This window comes from Arthrobacter sp. Cza30 (genome assembly GCF_059090765.1).
Genome location: NZ_JBNHGA010000004.1, coordinates 35,688 through 58,341 on the forward strand (window position 1 = coordinate 35,688; position 22,654 = coordinate 58,341).

At 70.7% G+C, this 22,654-nt stretch carries 20 protein-coding genes; 13 read left to right on the forward strand and 7 right to left on the reverse strand.

Features of this window, described 5'->3' with window-relative positions:
- Position 1 precedes the first annotated feature (1 nt).
- Both AC5RVZ_RS13740 and AC5RVZ_RS13745 read left to right on the forward strand, forming a co-directional pair.
- Positions 2-1,144: a type IV pilus twitching motility protein PilT gene (locus tag AC5RVZ_RS13740; RefSeq protein WP_494066330.1), complete on the forward strand. Its 1,143-nt coding sequence runs from the start codon at positions 2-4 to the stop codon at positions 1,142-1,144.
- Positions 1,144-2,385: a type II secretion system F family protein gene (locus AC5RVZ_RS13745; protein ID WP_494066331.1), complete on the forward strand. Its 1,242-nt coding sequence runs from the start codon at positions 1,144-1,146 to the stop codon at positions 2,383-2,385. Before AC5RVZ_RS13740 ends, AC5RVZ_RS13745 begins: the two co-directional genes overlap by 1 nt.
- Positions 2,386-2,397: 12 nt before the next feature.
- On the opposite strand, the gene AC5RVZ_RS13750 is transcribed toward AC5RVZ_RS13745, so the two are convergent.
- Positions 2,398-4,062 carry a GspE/PulE family protein gene (locus tag AC5RVZ_RS13750; RefSeq protein ID WP_494066332.1) on the reverse strand — a complete coding sequence of 555 codons (1,665 nt, stop codon included), beginning with the start codon at positions 4,060-4,062 and terminating at the stop codon, positions 2,398-2,400.
- 95 nt (positions 4,063-4,157) lie between these two features.
- Here AC5RVZ_RS13750 and AC5RVZ_RS13755 point away from each other — a divergent pair, with 95 nt between their 5' ends.
- Both AC5RVZ_RS13755 and AC5RVZ_RS13760 read left to right on the forward strand, forming a co-directional pair.
- Positions 4,158-5,195: a YihY/virulence factor BrkB family protein gene (locus tag AC5RVZ_RS13755; protein WP_494066333.1), complete on the forward strand. Its 1,038-nt coding sequence runs from the start codon at positions 4,158-4,160 to the stop codon at positions 5,193-5,195.
- Positions 5,192-5,923 (forward strand): NAD(P)H-hydrate epimerase, encoded by a 732-nt coding sequence (locus AC5RVZ_RS13760; protein ID WP_494066334.1) that lies wholly within the window; start codon positions 5,192-5,194, stop codon positions 5,921-5,923. Before AC5RVZ_RS13755 ends, AC5RVZ_RS13760 begins: the two co-directional genes overlap by 4 nt.
- Before the next feature lie 16 nt (positions 5,924-5,939).
- Here the strand turns inward: AC5RVZ_RS13760 and glgP are convergent, their stop codons facing one another.
- Complete coding sequence (glgP, locus tag AC5RVZ_RS13765; RefSeq protein WP_494066335.1) at positions 5,940-8,501, reverse strand: alpha-glucan family phosphorylase; 2,562 nt, start codon at positions 8,499-8,501, stop codon at positions 5,940-5,942.
- A 127-nt stretch (positions 8,502-8,628) separates the two neighbouring features.
- Here glgP and AC5RVZ_RS13770 point away from each other — a divergent pair, with 127 nt between their 5' ends.
- Together AC5RVZ_RS13770 and AC5RVZ_RS13775 are read left to right on the forward strand one after the other, a co-directional pair.
- Positions 8,629-8,856 (forward strand): response regulator, encoded by a 228-nt coding sequence (locus tag AC5RVZ_RS13770; protein ID WP_494066336.1) that lies wholly within the window; start codon positions 8,629-8,631, stop codon positions 8,854-8,856.
- Positions 8,846-9,487: a CYTH domain-containing protein gene (locus AC5RVZ_RS13775; RefSeq protein WP_494066337.1), complete on the forward strand. Its 642-nt coding sequence runs from the start codon at positions 8,846-8,848 to the stop codon at positions 9,485-9,487. The genes AC5RVZ_RS13770 and AC5RVZ_RS13775 overlap by 11 nt, the downstream gene beginning before the upstream one ends.
- A 77-nt stretch (positions 9,488-9,564) precedes the next feature.
- Here the strand turns inward: AC5RVZ_RS13775 and lpdA are convergent, their stop codons facing one another.
- Both lpdA and AC5RVZ_RS13785 read right to left on the reverse strand, forming a co-directional pair.
- Positions 9,565-10,962: a dihydrolipoyl dehydrogenase gene (gene lpdA / locus AC5RVZ_RS13780; protein ID WP_494066338.1), complete on the reverse strand. Its 1,398-nt coding sequence runs from the start codon at positions 10,960-10,962 to the stop codon at positions 9,565-9,567.
- A gap of 9 nt (positions 10,963-10,971) precedes the next feature.
- Entirely contained in the window at positions 10,972-11,658 is a 687-nt protein-coding gene (locus AC5RVZ_RS13785; RefSeq protein ID WP_494066984.1) for a copper resistance CopC family protein, read from the reverse strand.
- A 108-nt stretch (positions 11,659-11,766) separates the two neighbouring features.
- On the opposite strand from AC5RVZ_RS13785, the gene AC5RVZ_RS13790 reads away from it, so the two are divergent.
- On the forward strand, positions 11,767-12,168 hold the full coding sequence (locus AC5RVZ_RS13790; RefSeq protein ID WP_494066339.1) for a four-helix bundle copper-binding protein: 402 nt from the start codon (positions 11,767-11,769) through the stop codon (positions 12,166-12,168).
- A gap of 44 nt (positions 12,169-12,212) precedes the next feature.
- Here AC5RVZ_RS13790 and AC5RVZ_RS13795 read toward each other — a convergent pair whose 3' ends face one another.
- On the reverse strand, positions 12,213-12,560 hold the full coding sequence (locus AC5RVZ_RS13795) for a hypothetical protein (protein WP_494066340.1): 348 nt from the start codon (positions 12,558-12,560) through the stop codon (positions 12,213-12,215).
- Positions 12,561-12,730: 170 nt separating this feature from the next.
- On the opposite strand from AC5RVZ_RS13795, the gene AC5RVZ_RS13800 reads away from it, so the two are divergent.
- The 3 genes from AC5RVZ_RS13800 to AC5RVZ_RS13810 all read left to right on the forward strand — a co-directional run bounded on the left by AC5RVZ_RS13800 (position 12,731) and on the right by AC5RVZ_RS13810 (position 14,596).
- On the forward strand, positions 12,731-13,234 hold the full coding sequence (locus AC5RVZ_RS13800) for an FHA domain-containing protein (RefSeq protein WP_494066341.1): 504 nt from the start codon (positions 12,731-12,733) through the stop codon (positions 13,232-13,234).
- Complete coding sequence (ftsR, locus tag AC5RVZ_RS13805; protein ID WP_494066342.1) at positions 13,234-13,926, forward strand: transcriptional regulator FtsR; 693 nt, start codon at positions 13,234-13,236, stop codon at positions 13,924-13,926. Before AC5RVZ_RS13800 ends, ftsR begins: the two co-directional genes overlap by 1 nt.
- Before the next feature lie 124 nt (positions 13,927-14,050).
- Complete coding sequence (locus tag AC5RVZ_RS13810) at positions 14,051-14,596, forward strand: MerR family transcriptional regulator (protein ID WP_494066343.1); 546 nt, start codon at positions 14,051-14,053, stop codon at positions 14,594-14,596.
- Between the two features lies 1 nt (position 14,597).
- Here the strand turns inward: AC5RVZ_RS13810 and AC5RVZ_RS13815 are convergent, their stop codons facing one another.
- The gene (locus AC5RVZ_RS13815; protein ID WP_494066344.1) at positions 14,598-15,827 is read right to left on the reverse strand and encodes a trans-sulfuration enzyme family protein; all 1,230 of its coding nucleotides are present in this window, start codon (positions 15,825-15,827) and stop codon (positions 14,598-14,600) included.
- 234 nt (positions 15,828-16,061) lie between these two features.
- Positions 16,062-16,871, reverse strand: coding sequence for a ParA family protein (locus AC5RVZ_RS13820; protein WP_494066345.1), 810 nt, complete (start codon positions 16,869-16,871; stop codon positions 16,062-16,064).
- A gap of 72 nt (positions 16,872-16,943) precedes the next feature.
- Here AC5RVZ_RS13820 and AC5RVZ_RS13825 point away from each other — a divergent pair, with 72 nt between their 5' ends.
- From AC5RVZ_RS13825 to AC5RVZ_RS13835, 3 genes are read left to right on the forward strand one after another with little or no spacing between them, the layout of a single operon-like run.
- Entirely contained in the window at positions 16,944-20,351 is a 3,408-nt protein-coding gene (locus AC5RVZ_RS13825; RefSeq protein ID WP_494066346.1) for a pyruvate carboxylase, read from the forward strand.
- 55 nt (positions 20,352-20,406) lie between these two features.
- Positions 20,407-22,080, forward strand: a complete 1,674-nt coding sequence (locus AC5RVZ_RS13830) for a MinD/ParA family ATP-binding protein (RefSeq protein WP_494066347.1) — start codon at positions 20,407-20,409, stop codon at positions 22,078-22,080.
- Between the two features lie 8 nt (positions 22,081-22,088).
- Positions 22,089-22,580 carry a peptide deformylase gene (locus AC5RVZ_RS13835; protein WP_494066348.1) on the forward strand — a complete coding sequence of 164 codons (492 nt, stop codon included), beginning with the start codon at positions 22,089-22,091 and terminating at the stop codon, positions 22,578-22,580.
- Positions 22,581-22,654 lie beyond the last annotated feature (74 nt).

The following is a 22,654-nucleotide window of genomic DNA, read 5'->3' on the forward strand; positions in this document are numbered from 1 at the left end:
CATGTACCCATCCGACGCCCTGCCCTCGATGCTCGCCGCCGCCGGCGCCGCCCGCGCCTCCGACGTGCACTTCACGGCGAACCACCCGCCGCTCATGCGCGTCGACGGCGACCTCGAGCCCATCCCGGACTTCGAGGCGCCCACGCCGACCAACTGGCTCGAGGGCGCGATCGGCTCCATCATGACGGCCGACCAGGTCAACCAGTTCCGGCAGCACGGCGAGGTCGACCTCTCGTACACCGTTCCGGGCGTCGCCCGGTTCCGTGTCAACGTCTTCCGCCAGCTCGGCGACGTCGCGGTGGCGATGCGATTCATCCCCGACCAGACGAAGAGCCTCGAGCAGCTCGGCGTGCCCGCCGTCGCCCGCGACCTCGTGCTGAAGCCCCGCGGCCTCGTGCTCGTGACCGGTCCCACCGGGTCGGGCAAGTCGACGACCCTCAGCGCGATGATCGACATCGTCAACCGGACCCTCCCGGCGCACATCGTGACCGTCGAGGACCCGGTCGAGTTCCAGCACACCAGCCGCAGGTCGCTCATCCACCAGCGCGAGATCGGAAGCGACACCGCATCGTTCTCCGAGGCGCTGCGTCGCGTGCTGCGTCAGGACCCCGATGTGATCCTCATCGGCGAGCTCCGCGACCCCGAGTCGATCTCGACCGCCCTGTCGGCCGCCGAGACCGGCCACCTCGTGCTGTCCACCCTGCACACGCAGAGCGCCGCGAAGTCGATCAACCGCATCGTGGACGCCTTCCCGCCCGACCAGCAGACGCAGGTGCGCACTCAGCTCGGCGACACGCTGCAGGGCATCATCAGCCAGACCCTGCTGCCGCGCGCGCAGAGCTCGGGACGCGCGATCGCGACCGAGGTGCTCGTCAACACCCCCGCGATCGCGAACCTCATCCGCGAGGGCCAGGTCAGCCAGATCTACTCGATGCTGCAGGCGGGAGGCAGCCTCGGCATGCACACGCTCGACCAGGACCTGCGCCGCCTGGTCGAGGAGGGCACCATCGCGATGGCCACCGCGAAGGCGTACGCGACCGACCCCGCATCGCTGGACGACGCGCGCGTGCGGCCCCGCGACCTGGATGCCGAGTCCTGGTCGCTGCACGCCTCCGAGCGGCAGTCCGCCGGCTGGGGCTACTGATGGCGCTCGTCCAGGAGTACACCTACCGCGCCGTCGACGGCACCGGCGGGGGCATCGTGAAGGGGACCCTCGAGGCCCCGAGCGAGGGGGCGGTGACGGCGAAGCTGCGCGCACAGGGCCTCACGCCGCTCGAGGTCACGCTCACCTCGAAGACCGGGCTGAACCGGGATGTCTCCATCCCGGGGTTCGAGAAGCGCGTCAAGGTCGGCACGCTGGCGGTCTTCGCCAAGCAGATGGCGGGGCTCATCAACGCCGGTCTTCCGCTCATGCGGACGCTCACGATCCTGATCGAGCAGGCCGAGGACAAGAAGCTGCAGAGCGCCCTGATCGGCGTGCACGCCGCCGTCGAGTCGGGCTCGTCGTTCTCGGCGGCGCTGGCGGGCTACCCCGACGTGTTCCCGCCGCTCATGATCAGCATGGTCAAGGTCGGCGAGACCGGCGGCTTCCTGGGCCAGTCGCTGGCGACCGTCGCCGAGACCTACCAGGGCGAGGCCGAGCTGCAGGGCAAGATCAAGTCCGCCACGACCTACCCGATCATCGTCTTCGTCATCGCCATCCTCGGCGTGATCGCGATGGTGACCTTCGTCGTGCCGATCTTCGAGGGGATGTTCTCCAACCTCGGCTCGGAGCTCCCGGTGCCGACGCAGATCCTCGTCACGCTGTCGAACAACATGGTGTGGCTGCTCCCGGTGCTGATCGTGCTCGCCGTCGTCGGGTGGCTCTGGTGGCTCCGCAACCGCCGGGAGGAGAAGGTCCGCCGGATCGTCGACCCCTGGAAGCTCAAGCTCCCCGTGATGGGGCCGCTCGTGACGAAGATCGCCGTCGCGCGCTTCACCCGCAGCCTGTCGATGATGCTCAACGCGGGCGTGCCCCTCGTCCAGGCGCTGTCGATCGTGGCGGCGGCATCCAACAACTGGAAGATCGAGCAGGCGGTCCACCAGATCCAGGAGTCGGTCAGACAGGGCCGGTCCTTCTCGACCCCGCTGGCGAGGGCCGAGGTGTTCCCGCCGATGGTGGCGCAGATGACGGCGGTCGGGGAGGAGTCCGGCACGCTCGCCGACATGCTGGCCAGCATCGCGGACTTCTACGAGAACGAGGTGGAGACCGCGACCTCGCAGCTGACCGCGTCGATCGAGCCGATCCTCATCGTCGGGATCGGCATCATCATCGGCGGCATGGTGGTCTCGCTGTACATGCCGATCTTCTCGATCTACGGCGAGCTGGGGCAGCAGGGGCAGTGACCCCGCCGGTGCTCACACGGCGACGCGCAGCACCTCGTCGATCGTGGTGATGCCCTCGGCGACCTTGCTGAACCCGTCGTCACGCAGCGCCACCATGCCCTCCGCGAGGGCGAGCTGGCGCAGCTCGGTGCCTGTGGCCCGGCCCACGACGAGCTGCTCGAGCCCCTCGCTGAGCGTCATGACCTCGTGCAGGGCGACACGTCCCCGGAAGCCGGTTCCCGAGCACGCCGAGCAGCCGACGGCGCGGTAGAGCTGGGGAAGATCCGACGGATCATGCGGGAAGCCGACGGAGCGGAGCGCGTCGGCGGACTCGACGTAGGGGACCCGGCACTTCACGCACAGCCGCCGGGCGAGACGCTGCGCGACGACCGCCGACAGCGCCGTGCCGACGAGGAACGGCTCGCAGCCGATCTCGATGAGGCGCGTGAGGGCGCTCGGCGCGTCGTTGGTGTGCAGCGTCGACAGCACGAGGTGACCGGTGAGGGCGGCTTCGATCGAGATCGTGGCGGTCTCCTTGTCACGGATCTCTCCGACGAGCACCACGTCGGGGTCCGACCGCAGGATCGATCGCAGCGCGGCCTGGAAGGTGAGACCGGCGCGCTGGTTGACCTGGATCTGGCTGATCCCCGCGATCCGGTACTCCACCGGATCCTCGACGGTGATGACATTGATCTGCGAGTTCGCGACGGTGTTGAGCGCGGTGTACAGCGTCGTGGACTTGCCGGAACCGGTCGGCCCGGTCACGAGAACCATGCCGTGGGGCCGGGTGATGGCGGAGCGGAACCGCTGTTCGTTGATGCTGGAGAAGCGCAGCTCCGACATCTCCATCGCGGTGCCGGAGTTGTCGAGGATGCGCATGACGATCTTCTCGCCCCACACCGTCGGGAGGGTCGCAAGGCGCAGGTCCACCTGGCGCCCCTCGTGCAGCACCGAGAGCCGCCCGTCCTGCGGCCGCCGGCGCTCGGCGATGTCGACGTTCGCCATGATCTTCAGCCGCGAGATGACCCCGTCCTGGATCGAGCGGTCGGCCCGCTGCATCTCGTGCAGCACGCCGTCGATCCGGTAGCGCACGGTGAGCTGGCGCTCGCCGGGCTCGATGTGGATGTCGCTCGCGCGATCGCTGATCGCCTGCGTGATGAGGATGTTGACGAACCGTACGATCGGGGCGTCGCCCGCCTGATCCTCGAGCGACTCGGTGCCCGCCGGGCCCGCGTCCGCGGCGGCGATCTCGCCGATCTGCTCCGACAGGTCGCTGAGCTCCTCGTCCGAGCGGAGGAAGCGCGCGAACGCCGAGGCAAGGGCGTCCGCGGCGACCACGACCGGCACGATGTTGAGGTCGGTCGCCGTCGCGAGGTCGTCGAGCGCGATGAGGTCCTCGGGGTCGAGCATGCCCACCGTGAGCTGACGTCTTCCTCGCGCGATCGGCAGCACGTGGTAGCGGCGGCACAGCGCCGGCGGCACCAGCGCGACGATCTCCGGATCGAGGGTCACGCTTCCGAGGTCGACGAACGGCCGGTTGGTCTGCTCCGCCTCGGCGATCTGGGTCTCGGTCGCGAGGCGCGCGGTGACGAGCTCCTGGCGCAGTTCGGGTCCTTCACCGGTGCGGGCGACGAGCGTCGACATGTCGTCGGCGCCGACCACCCCGTTGCGCACCAGGGTCTTCGCGAGTCCTCTCACCGAGCCCCCTTCCTCCGCTCATCATAGGATCTGCCCGATCGGGAGGTGCTCGTCAAGCCCGACCTGCCCGGCGGAGGGATCGGTAGCCTGGCCGCATGTCTGCCACCGCCGAGAACGGAACGCAGGATCGCGGACTTCCCGCCGTCATGGCCCGCCTGACGGCGTGGGCGCTGTCGGTGAAGCCGGTGCGCGTGTGGCTGCACTTCGTCGAGCGTCGCGGACCCATGCTCGCAGACAGCGTGACGTACCGGTCGCTGTTCTCCGTCTTCGCCGGCGTCCTGCTGGGATTCTCGTTCGCATCGCTCTGGCTCAGCGGCAATCCGGCCGCCTTGCGGTCGCTGGTCTCCGCCGTGGATGCCGCCGTTCCGGGCCTGGTCGGCGAGGAGGGACTGATCGACGTCGCCGACATCGAGGCGCCCGCCGGCTTCACCCTTGCCGGCGTGATCGCGCTCGTCGGTCTGGTCGGTGCGGCGATCGGCGCGATCGGGTCGCTCCGGGTGGCGCTGCGCACGCTCGCCGACAAGGTGCACGACGACACGTTCTTCGTGTGGGTGCTGCTGCGCAATCTGCTCCTCGCGGTCGCGATCGGCGGGGGCCTCGCGGTGTCGGCGCTGGGGACCGTCGCCGGTACCGCGTTCATCGACGTCCTCCGCGACTGGATGGGACTGGACCGCGGTCTGCTCACCGACCTCGCCACGCGGGGCGTCTCGATCATCGTCGTCTTCGTGCTCGACGCTGCGCTGGTCGCGCTCGCGTTCGTGACGCTCAGCGGCGTCCGCGCCCGCCCCCGCACACTGTGGCGCGGCGCCATCATCGGCGCGATCGGCCTGACCGTGCTGCAGCAGCTGTCGGGGCTGTTCGTGGGCGGCGCGTCGACGAACCCGCTGCTGGCGTCGTTCGCCGCCCTCATCGCGCTGCTCCTGTGGATGAACCTGTCGTCGCAGGTGATCCTGCTCGCCGCGACGTGGATCATCATCGGGGAACGCGAGCGCAGCGACCGGGTGCGGGAGCGGCACGGTTCCCCGACCTTCGCGCTGCGTCGCGTGCGCCAGGCCGAGGATGCCGTCGCCGTGGCGACCGAGGAGCTGCGGCATGCGCGTGAAGCAGCCGATGCCGAGCGGGAGAAGCGATGATCGAGGTCCCGGTCCACACCGTCGAGCACGTGCGCGTGGCCGAATCCCCCCTGCTCGCGGCGGGGAAGCCGCTGATGGCCCGCGCCGCCTCAGCGCTCGCGCAGGTCGTGCGGGACCGGTTCGCGCAGTCGGGGACGGGACCGGATGCCGCCGCACCGGCCGGCTCGCGAACGGCGCATGCGCGCCATGTCCTGGTGCTCGCCGGCAGCGGCAACAACGGGGGAGACGCACTGTACGCGGCGGCGCTCCTGGCCGACGAGCTGGACGTGGACGTCCTGACCGTCGGCGCTCGCGTGCACGACGCGGGCCTCGCGACGGCGCTCGCCGCGGGCGCCCGGCGGGTCGAGATCCCGGCGGTGCGTGAGGCATCCGACTCCTACGACGTCATCGTGGACGGCATCCTCGGGGTCGGCACCACCGATCCCGCGCTGCGAGGGAACGCGAGGGAGGCGGTCCGGGCGCTCCTGCCCGCCGTGCGGGCAGGGCGTTCGCACGTCGTCGCGGTGGACCTTCCCAGCGGCCTGCATCCCGAGACCGGTGAAGCCGGAGACGTCGTGCTTCCGGCATCCGTCACGGTCACGTTCGGCGCCGTCAAGCCGGGCCTCGTGCGCGGACGCGGACCGGAGCTCGCCGGGGAGCTCGTGCTGGGCGACATCGGGCTCGGCCCCGAGCTGGAGGGCTTCCTCCCCGTCGGCACCGTCGAGGTCGACCGCGTGGTGCGCGGTTGAGGGTCCGCCTTCCCGATCAGGACGGGTAGGTGACCAGGCCCAGCTCGACGGGCGAGACCAGCTGCGGATGCGTCGGAACGACGCGGACGGTGTAGCCGAACGAGCCGGTCACCGTCAGCGGCAGAGAGCCGGTGAAGGTGGTGATGCCGTCGACAGCGGGTCCTTCCGGCGAGAGGCGGTGCACCGCGTGGTCGCTCGCGAGGGCGTCGTTCTCGTCGGTGTGGCCGTACGCGAGCTCCACCGCCACGTCGTCGGGCGACAGCCCGTCCAGGCGCACGTCGGCCCGCACCTGCAGCGTGTCGCCGGCCTGCGCCTGCTGCGGGATGCCGGAGCTGTCGACACTCGCGATCGACACACCGCCCCACGCGTCCTTCACCCTCCGGATGAAGGCGGCGAGGGCGCGTGCCCGGGCGAAGTCGTCGGCGCGCAGCGCGGCATCGTGCGCGGCAGCCGGCACGTACAGCCGCTGCACGTACTCGCGCACCATGCGGTCGCTCGTGGCCTTCTTGCCGAGCTCGGTCATCGTGTGGCGCACCATGCCGAGCCACGCCTGCGGGATGCCGCCGTCGCGGTCGTAGAACTTGGGCACGAGCTGGTGCTCGATGATGTCGTAGAGCGCCGCCGCTTCGGCATCGTCGCGCTCCTGCTCATCGGCGGCGGTGTCGGCCGTGGGGATCGCCCAGCCGTTCTCGCCGTCGAACCACTCGTCCCACCACCCGTCGAGGATGGACAGGTTCAGGGCGCCGTTCAGCGCGGCCTTCATCCCGCTGGTGCCGCACGCCTCCAGCGGCCGCAGCGGGTTGTTGAGCCACACGTCGCACCCGGGGTACAGCTCCTTGGCCAGCGTGATGTCGTAGTCCGGCAGGAAGACGATGCGCCCGCGGACCTTCGGATCGCGGCTGAAGCGCACCAGCTGCTGGATGAGGATCTTGCCGGAATCGTCGGCGGGGTGCGACTTGCCGCCGATGACGATCTGCACCGGCCGTTCGGGGTCGGTCAGGAGCCGGGTGAGCCGCTCGGGGTCGCGCAGCATGAGAGTCAGCCGCTTGTAGGTCGGCACCCGTCGCGCGAAGCCGATCGTGAGCACGTCGGGGTCCAGCAGCTCGTCCGCCCATGCCGGTGCGACGCCGTTGCCCCCGGGGTGGAGGGATGCCGCGACCCGGCGACGCGCCTCGGCCACCAGTTCGCCCTTCATCTGACGGCGCACGCTCCACAGCTCGGCATCCGTCACGGCCTCGCGGTCGGTCCAGTCGTGCATGTCGGTGTGCGGGTCGCCCCAGACCCGCTCGCTCACGGCCTTGAGGGCGGGATGCACCCACGTCGGCGCGTGCACGCCGTTGGTGATCGACGTGATCGGCACCTCGTCGGTGTCGATGCCCGGCCACAGGTGCCCGAACATGCTGCGGCTGACCTCGCCGTGGAGCATCGAGACGCCGTTGGCGTGCTGGCCCAGGTGAAGCCCGAGCACGGCCATGTTGAACACGTTCGGGTCGCCGCCGTCCCAGGTCTCGAGCCCGAGCGCGATCGCGCGCTCGGCATCGAGGTTCGCGAACAGGCCGCTCGAGAGCGCATCGGCGATGAGGTCGCGCGGGAACCGGTCGATGCCGGCCGGCACCGGGGTGTGCGTGGTGAACACCGTCGATGCGCGCACCTGCGCGAGGGCCTCGTCGAAGGTCAGCGCCCGCTGCGTGATGAGCTCGGACATCCGCTCCAGCCCCTGGAAGCCGGCGTGGCCCTCGTTCGTGTGGTAGACGTCCGGAGCGGGCCGGGCCGTGAGCCGGCACCAGGCGCGCACCGCGCGGACGCCGCCGACGCCGAGCAGCAGCTCCTGCAGCAGCCGGTGCTCGCCGCCGCCGCCGTACAGGCGGTCGGTGACCTTGCGCATGTCATCGGAGTTCGACGGCGTCTCGGAGTCGAGCAGCAGCAGCGGCACCCGGCCGATGTCGGCCACCCAGATCCGCGCGTGCAGCCGGCGCCCTCCCGAAAGGTCCAGTCCGATCTCGACCGGCGCCCCCTCGGCGTCGCGCAGCAGGGTCAGGCCGAGACCGTAGGGGTCCAGCAGCGGGTAGCTCTCGCGCTGCCACCCGTCGTCGCCGATCGACTGCCGGAAGTATCCCGCGCGGTAGAACAGCCCGACGCCGGTGAGCGGGACGCCGAGGTCGGAGGCGCTCTTGAGATGGTCGCCGGCTAGGATCCCGAGACCGCCGGAGTACTGCGGAAGCGAGCCGTCGACGCCGAACTCCGGCGAGAAGTACGCGATGTGCGCGGGCTTGTCACCCTCGAGCTGCTGGAACCAGCGGTCGCCCGTCAGGTAGGCCTCCAGGCGCTCGTCCTCCGCGCGCACTCGGGCGACGAAGTCGTCGTCGCCCGCGAGCTCGTCGAGCCGCGCCTGCCCCAGCGCGCCCAGCATCCGGGCGGGGTTCTCGCCGACCTCCTGCCACAGCGCCGGATCCATCGAGGCGAAGAGCGCGTGGGTCGCGCGGCTCCACGACCACCGCCAGTTGGATGCCAGGCGGTCCAGCGGAGCGAGCGACGCTGCCAGGACGGGACGGACGGTGAACGTGCGGATGGCCTTCACGCGAGCGATTCTAGGGGCACCGGCTGAAAGCGCTTGCACTGGTGCCGGAATCGACACCCCCACGACACCGGCGCGAAACCTGTCGAGCCGGACGCGGCGCGCCGCCACGCGGGTCTACGCTGTGACCATGGCCATCGCTCGACTGCACGGAGGTCCGCTCGACGGACAGCTCGTCCCGCTCGACTCGAACGACTCCGACTCGTACATCGTCGCCTACGGCGAGGGGCAGCTCGTCTATCGGCGCGAAGGCGCCGCGCGCAACACCGGCGAGCACGACGGACCCACCGAGAGCCGGTTCGTGTACGTCGAGGCGACGGAGGACATCGACCCGAACCCCGACGCACGTGACGACTGATCCCTCCGCGTCGCCGGAGGCGACGCGCGCTGTCGAGGTCGAGCTGAAGTTCGACGTCGACGAGTCCACCGCGCTGCCGTCATGGTCGGCGCTGCCGGGCGTGGCCGCGGTCGGGGAGCCCGAGCTCCGCGATCTGGATGCCGTGTACTACGACACGGCGGACCTGGCCCTTGCCCACGCCGGCTACGCCGTCCGACGCCGGACCGGCGGACCCGACGAGGGGTGGCACATCAAGGGTCCGAAGGTCGGCGACGCCCGCACCGAGCTGCACTGGCCGCTCGGCGAGGCGGGGGAGGTGCCGGTCGCGCTGCGCGACGCGGTCGCGGAGGTGACGGATGCCGCCGCTCTGGCCCCCATCGCCCGCATCCGCAACACCCGCACGGCGTACGCCCTCCGCGGCGCCGACGGCGGCCTGATCGCGGAGTTCGTCGACGATCGCGTGGTCGCGACCGACGAGCGCTCCGGTGTGCAGCGGTCCTGGCGGGAGTGGGAGTTCGAGCTGGGCCCCGCCGCACCGGCCGACCCCGAAGCGCGCAAGGCGCTGTTCGCCGCCGCGGAGGCGGCCGTGCACGCCGTCGGCGGCCAGCCCGCGGCATCCGACTCCAAGCTCGCGCGCACGCTCGGCGCGTAGAGCCGCCTGGCCGGTGCCGACCGGCCACGGAACGACGAAGCCCCGGGATCCGTGGACCCCGGGGCTCGCTTCGCGCGTCAGAAGTTGATCATGTGTCCCGCGAGGCCGTGGAAGGCCTCCTGGACCGCCTCCGACAGCGTCGGGTGGGTGTGGACGTTGCGGGCCGCCTCGAGCGCCGTCAGATCCCACTTCTGCGCGAGCGTGAGCTCGGGAAGCAGCTCCGACACGTCGGGGCCGATCATGTGGCCGCCGAGCAGCTCCAGGTGCTCGCCGTCGGCGATGAGCTTGACGAAGCCGATCGGCTCGCCCAGGCCGTTGGCCTTGCCGTTGGCCGAGAAGGGGAACTTCGCGACCTTGACGTCGTAGCCGGCGTCGCGCGCCTGCTGCTCGGTGAGGCCGAACGAGGCCACCTGCGGCGAGCAGAACGTCGCGCGCGGCATCATGCGGTAGTCGCCGAGCGTCATCGTCTCGGCCTTGCCGATCGTCTCGGCGGCCACGACGCCCTGCGCTTCCGCGACGTGCGCGAGCTGCAGCTTGGCGGTCACGTCGCCGATCGCGTAGATGTGGGGCACGTTGGTGCGCATGTGGTCGTCGATCTCGATCGCGACGCGCTCGCTGAGCTTCACGCCGGTGGTCTCCAGGCCGAAGCCCTCGACGTTCGGTGCGAAGCCGATCGACATCATCACCTTGTCGGCGTCGATGGATCCGGAGCTGCCGTCCTTGCCGGTGTAGGTCACGGTGACGCGGTCGCCGTGGTCGGTGACCGTCTCGACCTTGGTCGAGGTGAGGATGTCGACGCCGTAGCTCTTGTACTGGCGGGCGATCTCCTTCGACACGTCGGCATCCTCGTTGGGGAGTGCCCGGTCCAGGAACTCGATGATCGTGACCTTGACGCCGTAGTTGACCATGACGAAGGCGAACTCCATGCCGATGGCGCCGGCGCCGACGATCACGATGGACTTCGGCAGATCGCGCGCGAGGATCTGCTCCTCGTACGTCACGACGTTGCCGCCGATCTGGACACCGGGAAGCAGGCGCACCTTGGAGCCGGTGGCGATGATCGCGTTGTCGAACGTCACCCGCTCGGACGAGCCGTCGGTCTTGGTGACGTCGATCGTGTTGGCGTCGACGAAGGTGCCGCGGCCCTCGTACTCGGTGACCTTGTTCTTCTTCATCAGGTAGTGGATGCCCTTGACGTGGCCGTTGGCCACGGTGCGGCTCCGATCCCATGCCACGCCGAAGTCGAACTGCACGTCGCCGGAGATCCCGAACAGGTCCGCCTTGTGGTGGAACTGGTGGGCCAGGTCGGCGTTCTTCAGCAGCGCCTTCGAGGGGATGCACCCCACGTTGAGGCAGACACCGCCCCAGTACTTCTCTTCGATGATCGCGACCGTGAGGCCGAGCTGTGCGGCGCGGACGGCCGCGACGTACCCGCCGGGGCCCGCGCCGAGGATGGCGACGTCGTAGTGAGGCATGCCTCCAGCCTAGTGCGAGGCCGGTGGCTCGGTTCCGGCCGGCCCCCTGCCCTGGGCGGCGCCCTCCCGCGCCCGGGCGATGGCCTTCTCACGCCGGGAGCGCGATGCGACGAGATAGACGATCGCGGCGATCACCAGCAGCAGGAGGACGATGCCGGCGATGATCCAGGGCGTCATGTCGGCCGCGCTCGCCGGGAGACCCGGTGTGGGTGCGGGCGCCGTGGTCTCGCTGGGCGACGGTGCGATCGTCTGCGTGGCGGTCGGCGTGGGGGAGGCCGTGTCGGTGGGCGTGGGAGCGCCGGCGACGGTGAACGAGAACTGGCCCGAGATCGGGTGCCCGTCGCTCGAGACGACCTTCCACAGCACCGTGACGGCGCCCGATGCCTCGCCGGCGAGGTCCTGCGTGAGCACGTTGTCCTGTGCGGTGGGAACGCCGTCGGTGAGCTCGGCGCCCGAGGCATCCGTCACCTGCACCTCGGAGGCGCCGGCGTCGGGTGCGATCACGCCGCTGAAGGTCAGCGTCAGCTGCGCCGGGAGGGCGTCGACCGTGCTGTCGGCGGCCGGGTCGCTGCCCAGCAGCTCGTCGTGGGCCGACGCGGGGGACGGGTGCGCCAGCAGCGCCAGCAGCGCCAGGAGCAGCGCCGCGACGAGCGCGAACGGTCGAAGCGAACGGGTCCTGCGCAGTGCCGGTGCCATCACCCGATCGAGCCTATCCGCCCCCTTCGATCCGGCCGAGCCGAGGTCTAGCATGGCCCTTGGCGGGACGACTCGCCCGCCGACCGGATGGTGAAAGGAAGGTGGGAGATGGACTCGATGATGATGGACGCCATGTCGAAGGACATGCAGTCGATGACCGGCATGCAGACGATGGACATGGCGGTCATGCAGGCCTGTATGGACGCCTGCTCGGCCTGCGAGCAGGCATGCACCGTGTGCTCCACGCAGATGATGTCGTGCGCGCCGGCGTGCATGAACTGCGCCGACATGTGCAACACGATGATGCGGGCCATGCTGCGTCCTCAGGGCATGACTCCCGCGTCCATGACGGCGATGCTCGACGCGTGCATCGCGATGTGCCGGATGTGCATGGACGAGTGCATGGAGCACGCCGACCACAGCGAGGTCGCCAAGATGTGCGCGCAGGCGTGCAAGGCGTGCATGGACGCCTGCATGGCGGTCAAGGACGCGATGATGGCGACGAGCTGACCTGGGCGTCGCGACGGCCGGCCGCCGCGACCTCGATGCCCGGCTCAGCCGCGCAGGACGTTGAAGCGCTCGCGCCCGACCGCGAGCACGTGGTAGCGCTTATGCAGCGCCACCGGGGCGCCCACGGACACATGCCCGGCCGCGCCGACGCCGTTCCACAGCGCGATCGCCTCGCCGGTCAGGGTGCGCAGGATCAGGAACCCCGAGCGCGCGTCGGCGGCGTCCACGATCGCGTCGACCCAGTCCGACGGGGTCGCCGAGGCCAGGCGCGCCTGGATGAGGTGCAGCGCGTGCCCCGGTGCGAAGGAGGAGCAGGTGTCGCCGCGGTCGCACATGCACGCAGCACGCTCACGCACCTCGAGGGGCGGAATGTGGCGGTGCGGGCTCGACACGGGGGTCTCCTTCTCACTAGGTTCGTTGTCCAGCCAGGCTAGGCGGCAGCTCCTCGAGGGGCATCTCCGCCGACACGCGACGAAACATTCGCACGCATCCGCGGGCGACGCGGATCCGCCCTTTCCGGGCGCGGGCGATCGGATAGGCTGAGGAACAGAGGAGGACCACCGTGCAGGACGACCGCCGACCCGAACAGGGCGACATCCGCCGCGCAGCGGGAGGTGACGCGCGCGAGTCGGACCGCTCGGCGGACACGACGCAGACGTTCGGGCACGACTCCGACCTCTCGTTCGTGCCGTTCGGCAGCGAACTCGCTGAGGCGGAGCTCGAGGCGATCGAGGCTCTTCCCTCCGGTGCCGCCCTGTTGCTGGTGCGGTCGGGACCCACCGCCGGTGCGCGCTACCTGCTCGACACCGATGTGACCACGGTGGGACGCCACCCCGAGGCCGACATCTTCTTCGACGACGTGACCGTCTCGCGCCGGCACGCCGAGATCACCCGGTCCGGCACGACCTTCGAACTCGTCGATCAGCGCTCGCTGAACGGCACGTACGTCAATGGGGAGCGCGTCGACCGCGCTGTGCTCCGCAACGGGGCCGAGGTGAGGGTCGGCAAGTTCCGCCTCAACTTCTTCGTGTCGCCGGCGGACCTGCCGCAGGCTGCGGACGCCTGATGCCGCCTGCTTCCGCCCGCGAACGCTCGTCGTCCGCGGGGCTGTTGAGCATCGGCCAGGTGCTCGCGCGGCTCTCGCCGGAGTTCCCGTCGCTGACTTCGAGCAAGCTGCGCTTCCTCGAAGTGCAGGGGATCGTCACGCCGCTGCGCACGGAGTCGGGGTACCGCAAGTTCTCGCAGGCCGACCTCGAACGGCTGCGTCTCGCGCTCACGCTCCAGCGCGATCACTACCTGCCGCTGTCGGTCATCCGCGATTATCTCGAGGACGTCGATGCCGGCCGGAATCCCGCCACCCCGACGGCGGTGCCGCCGCCGTCGATCGTGCCGGCTCCGCGCCGTTACCGCCGCGATGAGCTGCTCGCCGCCGCCGGCGCCGCGCCGCAGCTGCTCAACGATGCGATCAGCACCGGCGTGATCGTGGGTGCCGAGACCTATACGGAACAGTCCGTGGCCCTGCTGCGCGCGCTGGTGGCCCTCGACCGGCACGGCATCGAGCCCCGCCATGTCCGTTCCCTGCGACAGAACGCCGAGCGTGACGTGGCGCTGGTCGAGTCGGCCCTCTCGCCGCTGCTGCGCCGGACGGATGCAGCCTCCCGCGGGCGCGCCGGAGAGCTGGCATCCGAGCTGACCAAGCGCCTCGACGACGTGCGCGCGATCTTCGTGCGGGCAGCGTTGGACCGCCTGCTGTCGTGACCGTCCCCGCGGCGGCTCATGACGGCGAAGGGCGCGACACGCCGGGCGCGGAAGTCGGATGTCGTTGCCGCAGGCGGGACGCTCATCTAGCGTGGAGATATCCGATTCCGGAGGGGGGACGAGCATGACTGCTCACGACGCGGCCGATGGCGAACCGTTCGCCGCCGAACTCCTCTTCACCGACGGGCTCCCCGCGATGGACGATGAGGTCGGCTACCGCGGCGCGGTGGCGGCGCGGGCAGCGGGTATCACGTACCGTCAGCTCGACTACTGGGCGCGTACCGAGCTGGTCGTGCCCACCGTCCGCGGCGCGAGCGGTTCGGGTTCGCAGCGGCTGTACGGCTTCCGCGACATCCTGGTGCTCAAGCTCGTCAAGCGGCTGCTCGACACCGGCATCTCGCTGCAGCAGATCCGCACGGCCGTCGACCAGCTCCGGGCCGCCGGCATCCGCGATCTGGCCGGCACGACGCTCATGAGCGACGGGGCGTCGGTGTACCTGTGCACGTCGAACGACGAGGTCATCGACCTCGTCAGCCGCGGTCAGGGCGTCTTCGGCATCGCCGTGGGCAAGGTGCTGCGTGAGGTCGAATCCGAGCTCGTCGAGTTCGAGGTCGAGAAGCCCGACCCGATGGACGAGCTGGCGATCCGCCGGGCCGCGCGCTCGGCCTGACTCACGCCGCTCCCGCCTCGACCCCGGACTGAACGTCCTCTGCGGGGGTGTCCGCCGTCGCCTCCAGCGCCTGGCCCAGGTCCGCGATGAGGTCGGCTCGGTCCTCCAGTCCGATCGAGAGGCGCACCAGCGCGTCGGAGGGCTTGGCGGCGGACTCGACCGGGCGGTGGGTGAGCGCGGCCGGGTGCTGGATGAGCGAGTCGACGCTCCCCAGTGAGACGGCATGCGTGAAGAGGCGGACGGCTGTGGTGAGGCGGCTCGCGGCTTCGAACCCGCCGGCCAGCTCGATGGAGATCATCGCGCCGGGACCGTGCTGCTGCGTGCCGATGAGGCCCGCAGGGTCGCATCCGGGCAGACCGGGGAAGTGCACCCGCGCCACCTCGGGGCGCTCGGCGAGCCAACGGGCCACCGCGCGCGCGTTCTCCTGCTGCGCCCGCATGCGCACCGGCAGGGTCGCAAGACCGCGGTGCAGCAGGTAGGCCGCGAACGGGTGCATGATCGCCCCGGTGATCGCGCGCGTGCGCCGCAGCGCAGCGGCGAACCGGGCATCGCACGCCACGACCCCGCCGACGACATCGCCGTGGCCGCCGAGATACTTCGTGGCGCTGTGCAGCGACAGCGCGGCGCCGAGATCGAGCGGATGCTGCAGCACGGGGGTCGCGAAGGTGTTGTCGACCAGCACCGGAACGGCGCCCGCCGCACGGACGACCGCAGGGATGTCCACCAGTTCGAGGGTCGGGTTGCACGGCGATTCCACCACGACGAGCGCCGTGTCGTCCCGGATCGCCGCGGCGACGGCATCCGGTCTGCAGTAGGTCGTCTCGACGCCCAGCAGTCCGGAGGCGAGCAGGTGGTCGGTGCCGCCGTAGAGGGGACGCACCGCGACGACGTGCCGCCGGCCGCTCTCGTGCGCGAGCGCGAGGATGACGGCGGTCACGGCCGCCATGCCCGAGGAGAACGCCACCGCTTCCTCCGCGTGCTCGAGACGTGCGAGCGCCTGCTCGAACCGCGCGACGGTTGGGTTCCACAGGCGGGCGTAGACGTGGGAGCCGCCGTCGATCGGGTGACCGCCGGTGGCGAGCACCTCGTAGGAGAGACCGCCGAGCTCGATGTCCGGCAGCGGATTGGTCGACGACAGGTCGAGCGGCGGCGCGTGGACCCCGAGGGCCGCGAGGTCCTCGCGTCCGGCGTGGACGGCAAGGCTGTCGGGATGCAACGTCATCGGTGCCATGGCGATATGTTCAGCGACGGCGCCGGTGCGCGCAAGTCATGGCGATCACGCCGTGCACAAGGCGAGCATTCTGCTCATTCGGTGATCATTGTGACCACCGGTGTTCCCCTCGCCCGGCGTCGGCCTACCTCGCCTCGACAGGGACTCGACCGCGAGACAGCATCCGGGCGCCGAAACAGCGCTCCGACGAGCGCAGTCTCGGCGCTCCGGTGAAGTCTCGCGAAAGAGGCGGTGTCAGGTGCGCGCTTCGCCGGGGACCGGGATGCGCCCGGTGCGCATCACGCGGTCCAGCAGCGAGTCGAAGTCGGCCGCCAGCTCCTGTGCGGAGTCGCCCGGCCAGATGTGCAGCGGCTTGGCTGCGCCCTGCGCCTGCTGCAGCGACGTGCGCTCGGGCAGCTGCGGCGTGAGCACGAGCGGGCCGAACATGTCGCGCAGCTCCTTGATGCGGAACTGGTGCTCGATGGACTGGGGGCGCACGCGGTTCACGACGATGCCGAGGGGCTGCAGGCGCGGGGAGAGCCCCCGTCGGATCTCCTCGATCGCGCGCAGCGCGCGGTCGGCGGCGGCGACGGAGAACAGGCCCGGCTCGGTGACCACGATCACCCGGTCGCTCGCGGCCCACGCCGTGCGCGTCAGGGCGTTCAGCGACGGTGCGCAGTCGATCAGGACGAGGTCGTAGTCGGCTTCGATCGTGGCGAGGGCCTCTTCGAGCTTCCACACGTCGCGCACGCTCGGATGCGGACCGTCGAAGTTGATCGCCGACGGGCTCCCGATCATCACGTCGATGGTGCCGGGGTGCACCTTGGCCCAGCCGCTGGAGGTGATGGCCTGACGGACCGTCTTCTCCTTGGGGTTGGCCAGCACGTCGGCGACGTTGAGACGTCCGGCGACCTGGATGTCCATTCCCGTCGACACGTCGGACTGCGGGTCGAGGTCGACGACGAGCGTGCGGACGCCCCGGGCGAAGGCCGCGGATGCGAGTCCGAGAGTCACGGTCGTCTTGCCGACACCACCCTTGAGTGAGCTGACGGAAAGGACGTGCACAAGCCACCACGTTACCGTCCCCTAGGCTGAGAGCACACTCCGCCCCGCCCGCACCGCCGCTCCGGAGGTCGAATGTTCCGCAAGATCCTCGTCGCGAACCGTGGTGAGATCGCCATCCGTGCCTTCCGCGCGGCCTACGAACTGGGCGCGCGCACCGTCGCGGTGTTCCCGTACGAGGACCGCAACTCGCTGCATCGGCTCAAAGCCGACGAGGCGTATCAGATCGGTGAGAAGGGCCACCCGGTCCGCGCCTATCTCAACGTGGACGAGATCATCCGCGTGGCCAAGGAAGCGGGGGCGGACGCGATCTACCCCGGCTACGGCTTCCTGTCCGAGAACCCCGAGCTCGCCGAGAAGGCCGCCGCGAACGGCATCGCCTTCATCGGTCCGCCCGCGCACGTGCTGGAGATGGCCGGCAACAAGGTCACGGCCAAGCAGCATGCCGTCGCCGCCGGGGTGCCGGTGCTGCGTTCCACGGAGGCCTCCGACGACGTCGACGCGCTCCTCGCGCAGGCCGACGACATCGGCTTCCCCATCTTCGTCAAGGCCGTCGCCGGAGGCGGCGGACGGGGCATGCGGCGTGTCGAGCACCACGAAGAGCTCGCACCGGCCCTGTCCGAGGCCATGCGCGAGGCGGGGAGCGCGTTCGGCGACCCGCGGGTGTTCCTCGAGCAGGCGGTGCAGCGTCCCCGGCACGTCGAGGTGCAGGTGCTCGCCGACAAGACCGGTGAGACGGTGCACCTGTTCGAGCGCGACTGCTCGGTGCAGCGCCGGCATCAGAAGGTGATCGAGATCGCCCCGGCGCCCAACCTCGATCCCGCCGTGCGCGACGCGCTGCACGGGTACGCCGTGGCGTTCGCGCGCTCGATCGGCTACGAGAACGCCGGGACGGTCGAGTTCCTGCTCGAGACGGCCGGGCCGCGTGCGGGCGAGGTCGTGTTCATCGAGATGAACCCGCGCATCCAGGTGGAGCACACCGTCACCGAGGAGGTCACCGACGTCGACCTCGTGCAGTCGCAGATGCGCATCACCGCCGGTCAGTCGCTCGACGACCTGGGCCTCACCCAGGACCGCATCCAGCTTCGCGGTGCCGCCCTGCAGTGCCGCATCACCACCGAAGACCCGACGCAGGGCTTCCGGCCCGACACGGGGAAGATCACCACGTACCGCTCCCCGGGTGGCGCCGGCATCCGCCTCGACGGCGGCACCACCGCCGCGGGGGCCCAGGTCAGTCCGCACTTCGACTCGATGCTGGCCAAGCTCACCTGCCGGGGCCGCGACTTCGGCGCCGCCGTCGTCCGGGCCCGCCGCGCGCTGGCCGAGTTCCGCATCCGCGGCGTCTCGACCAACATCCCCTTCCTTCAGGCGGTGCTCGACGACCCCGCGTTCGTCGCCGGCGACCTCAGCACGTCCTTCATCGACGAGCGTCCCGGCCTGCTCAAGGGCCGCGAGTCCAAGGACCGCGGCACGAAGATCCTCGCCTGGCTGACCGACACGACGGTCAACAAGCCGCACGGCGAGAACCCGGTCACCGTCGACCCTCGCTCGAAGCTCCCGCGGCTGGACCTGCTGACGACGCCCCCGGCGGGGTCGCGCCAGCGCCTGCTCGAGCTCGGGCCCGCCGGCTTCGCGAGGGCGCTGCGCGAGCAGACGGCGCTGGCCGTCACCGAGACGACGTTCCGCGACGCGCACCAGTCCCTCCTCGCCACGCGGGTGCGCACGAAGGACCTGGTGACCGTGGCGCCGTACGTCGCGCGCCTGACACCGCAGCTGCTCTCGGTGGAGGCGTGGGGCGGCGCGACGTACGATGTCGCGCTCCGATTCCTCGGCGAGGACCCGTGGGAGCGGCTGGACCGCCTGCGCGAGGCGCTGCCGAACGTGGCCATCCAGATGCTGCTGCGCGGACGCAACACCGTGGGCTACACGCCGTACCCCACGGAAGTGACGGATGCCTTCGTCCGCGAGGCCGCGGCATCGGGCATCGACATCTTCCGCATCTTCGACGCACTGAACGACGTCGCGCAGATGCGGCCCGCGATCGACGCGGTGCTCGCGACCGGCACCTCGGTCGCCGAGGTCGCCGTCTGCTACACCGGCGACCTGCTCGATCCCCGCGAAGAGCTGTACACGCTGGACTACTACCTGCGCCTCGCAGAGCAGATCGCCGACGCCGGCGCCCACGTGCTGGCAATCAAGGACATGGCGGGCCTGCTGCGGCCCGCCGCGGCATCCCGCCTCGTCGCCGCGCTGCGGGAGCGCTTCGACCTGCCCGTCCACGTCCACACGCACGACACCGCGGGCGGACAGCTGGCGACGCTGCTCGCCGCGAGCGCCGCGGGAGCGGATGCCGTCGACGCGGCCGCCGCACCCATGTCGGGTACCACCAGCCAGCCGTCGCTGTCGGCCCTCGTGGCCGCGCTCGCGCACACCGAGCGCGACACCGGCATGGATCTCGGCGCGGTCAGCGACCTCGAGCCCTACTGGGAAGCGGTCCGGCATCTCTACCGTCCCTTCGAGTCCGGGCTCCCGGGCCCCACGGGTCGCGTGTACCACCACGAGATCCCCGGCGGCCAGCTGTCGAATCTGCGCCAGCAGGCGATCGCGCTGGGCCTGGCCGAAGACTTCGAGCTCATCGAGGACATGTACGCCGCTGCCAACGAGATTCTCGGCCGGGTGCCCAAGGTCACGCCGTCGTCCAAGGTCGTCGGCGACCTCGCCCTGCATCTGGCCGCGGTGAAGGCCGACCCGAAGGACTTCGCCGAGAATCCCCACAAGTACGACATCCCCGACTCGGTCGTGGGCTTCATGGCGGGGGAGCTCGGAGATCTGCCGGGCGGCTGGCCCGAGCCCTTCCGCACCAAGGTGCTGCAGGGACGCCATGTCGACATCGCCGTGACGCCGCTCAGCGACACCGAGGCGCAGGCGCTTGAGGGGGACGCCTCATCCCGGCGCACGATGCTCAACAAGCTGCTGTTCCCCGGTCCGACGCGGGAGTTCCAACAGCGACGCGAGCTCTTCGGCGACCTCAGCGTGCTCGACACGGCCGACTACCTCTACGGGCTCACGCCGGGCGCGGAGCACGTGGTGGAGATCGAGCGGGGCGTGCAGCTCTACGTGGGTCTCGAAGCCATCGGCGCGGCCGACGACAAGGGCATGCGCACCGTCATGACCACCCTCAACGGACAGCTGCGACCGGTGTTCGTGCGGGACCGCAGCATCGAGGTGCACAGCCGCACCGCCGAGAAGGCCGACACGTCCAAGCCCGGTCAGGTGGCTGCGCCGTTCTCGGGCGTGGTGACGCTCAAGTCGCTCGTCGGAGACACGGTCAAGGCGGGGCAGCCGGTCGCGTCGATCGAGGCGATGAAGATGGAGGCGGCGATCACGGCGCCGGTCGACGGGGTGATCGAGCGCCTCGCGATCGCCGAGACGGCGCAGGTGGACGCGGGCGACCTTTTGCTCGTGATCCGTCCGGCGCAGTAGCCTTGTGCAGCGCGGCACCCGCCCGAAACCGCCGTCTGCACTGGAGAACCACGCTGTGACGCCCGACCACCCTGACCACACGCCCGACGAGCCCGAGAACGGCGTGCTCTCCGATACCGGAAGCGTCGACACGACCGGACTCGGCATCCTCAGGGGTGCGACGGCGCAGGTCAACGTCGAGCTTCCCGGCGACGAGGACGACGACCTCGACGACGACGCGGTGATCGACGGCGAGGTGCCCTTCGTCGTGGAGATCCCGGCGGAGGCGATCGAGGACGGCGTGCCGTTCGTCGTCGACCTCCCCGCCGAGACCGCCGAGGCCGAGATCGTCGCCGACTCTCCGCTGGAGGACTGGACCATCGAGGGGGACGCGCGGCCGGTGGAGTACGCCGTCGAGGACATCGCCGACGCCGATGAGGTGGTCGACGACGTCGAGGACGCCCGCGGGTTCGGCAACGACGAGTTCGGGACCGACGAAGTGGTGGACGCCGCCGCGGCGGACGGCGACACTGGATTCGACCACGCCGAGGAGGAGCCGATGGACGCGTCCACTCCCGCCGGCGACGATGCCGAGGCATCCGTCCCGGAGGTCGCAGCCCCCGCGCGCGCCGAGACCGCCGTCGCAGCTCCCGCCCCGGCGCCCGCCGCTCGGCGTGCGTCGGCCGCGCGTCATGAGAGCGTCTCCGGTGCCATCCCGCAGCCGGACTCCGCCGTCGAGCGCGCCCCGGCACGCCCCGACGTCACGCTGACCTCCAAGCGGCTGGGCGAGTTCGAGGCCGACCGCGAGACCGCCGACCTCCTCACCGCCGACCGCCTGCTCGACCCGCACCACGTCGTCCGCTCGGAGCCCGAGGGGCTGTGGCAGCACCTGCTGTACTCCATCTCGGGCCACCGGATCAATCTCGGCGACAGCAAGCGCGCACGCGCGCGCAAGGAGCTCGATCAGCGCATCGCGGCACCCCTGAACGGCGGCGCGCGGTTCGTGCCGGTGCTCTCCCGCAAGGGCGGTGTGGGTAAGACGACCATCACGACGCTGATGGGCATGGCCCTCGCCGATGCGCGGGACGACCGCGTGATCGCCGTCGACGCCAACCCGGACCGCGGCACCCTCGCCGAGCGCATCTCGCGCGCGAGCGGCAAGACGGTGCGCGACCTCATCCGCTCCAGCGGCGAGGTCGTCGGCTTCAACAACCTGTCCAACATCGTCGCCCGCGACGAGACGCGCCTGGACATCGTCTCGTCCGACGCCGACCCGCGCGTGTCGGAGGCGTTCAACGACGTGGATTATCGCCAGGTCGCCGCCCTCGCCGCGCACTACTACTCGATCGTGCTGACCGACACCGGCACCGGCATCGTGCACTCGGTGATGGGTGCGACGCTGGACCTGGCCGACCAGCTCGTCATCGTCGCAGGTCTCAGCGTCGACGAAGCGCGCCTCGCCTCGGAGACGCTGACGTGGCTCGAGACGAACGGCTACGCCGACAAGGTGCGCGGCGCCGTGGTGGTTCTCAACAACGCCCGCCCCGGCAGCCCGCCGGTGCGGCTCGATGAGCTGGAGTCGCATTTCCGCACGCGCGTCCGCGCGGTGGTCCGGATGCCGTACGACCCGCAGATCGCCGCCGGAAGCGCGATCGTGTTCCGGGACCTGCAGCCGGCCACGCGTCAGGCGGCACGAGAGCTCGCGGCCACGGTCGTCGAGGGCCTTCGATCGCTCGCGTCGGCGGCCTGAGGCGTCCCGTGACGGTACGTCCCATCCGCCTCTTCGGCGACCCTGTCCTCAAGTCCGTCAGCGCGCCCATCAACGAGATCGACGACGGCGTGCGCGCCCTCGTGCGCGATTTGCTCGACACCGTCGAACTGCCCGGTCGCGCGGGCGTCGCTGCGCCGCAGATCGGCGTCGGGCTGCGAGCGTTCAGCTACAACATCGACGGCGACATCGGCTACGTGATCAACCCCGTGCTCGCGGAGGTCTCGGGCGAGCCCGAGGCGATCGGAGAGGGATGCCTGTCCGTCCCGGGGCTTTGGCACGACGCGATCCGGTACCCGCGTGCCAAAGTCGTCGGCATCGACCTCGACGGCAACGAGCTGGTCCTGGAGGGGGAGGGGCTGCTCGCGCAGGCCCTGCAGCACGAGACCGACCACCTCGACGGCAACCTGTATCTCGAGCGTCTCAGTCCCGAGGAGCGCCGTGTCGCGATGCGGGAGATCCGCGAGTCCGACTGGTTCTGACCCGGCGCGTGTCGAGGTCGAGCGGGCGGAGCGAGGCGGAACGCGAGGCGCTCCGTTCGCTCCGCCCGCTCGAC

Bases quoted from the DNA above. Each gene is read 5' to 3' on its own strand.
- AC5RVZ_RS13810 (WP_494066343.1), top strand. From the start codon at position 14,051: ATGACTGCTCACGACGCGGCCGATGGCGAACCGTTCGCCGCCGAACTC.
- lpdA (WP_494066338.1), bottom strand. From the start codon at position 10,962: ATGCCTCACTACGACGTCGCCATCCTCGGCGCGGGCCCCGGCGGGTAC.
- AC5RVZ_RS13740 (WP_494066330.1), top strand. From the start codon at position 2: ATGTACCCATCCGACGCCCTGCCCTCGATGCTCGCCGCCGCCGGCGCC.
- AC5RVZ_RS13770 (WP_494066336.1), top strand. From the start codon at position 8,629: ATGGCCATCGCTCGACTGCACGGAGGTCCGCTCGACGGACAGCTCGTC.
- AC5RVZ_RS13825 (WP_494066346.1), top strand. From the start codon at position 16,944: ATGTTCCGCAAGATCCTCGTCGCGAACCGTGGTGAGATCGCCATCCGT.
- AC5RVZ_RS13755 (WP_494066333.1), top strand. From the start codon at position 4,158: ATGTCTGCCACCGCCGAGAACGGAACGCAGGATCGCGGACTTCCCGCC.
- AC5RVZ_RS13745 (WP_494066331.1), top strand. From the start codon at position 1,144: ATGGCGCTCGTCCAGGAGTACACCTACCGCGCCGTCGACGGCACCGGC.
- AC5RVZ_RS13760 (WP_494066334.1), top strand. From the start codon at position 5,192: ATGATCGAGGTCCCGGTCCACACCGTCGAGCACGTGCGCGTGGCCGAA.
- AC5RVZ_RS13815 (WP_494066344.1), bottom strand. From the start codon at position 15,827: ATGGCACCGATGACGTTGCATCCCGACAGCCTTGCCGTCCACGCCGGA.
- AC5RVZ_RS13785 (WP_494066984.1), bottom strand. From the start codon at position 11,658: ATGGCACCGGCACTGCGCAGGACCCGTTCGCTTCGACCGTTCGCGCTC.
- ftsR (WP_494066342.1), top strand. From the start codon at position 13,234: ATGCCGCCTGCTTCCGCCCGCGAACGCTCGTCGTCCGCGGGGCTGTTG.
- AC5RVZ_RS13790 (WP_494066339.1), top strand. From the start codon at position 11,767: ATGGACTCGATGATGATGGACGCCATGTCGAAGGACATGCAGTCGATG.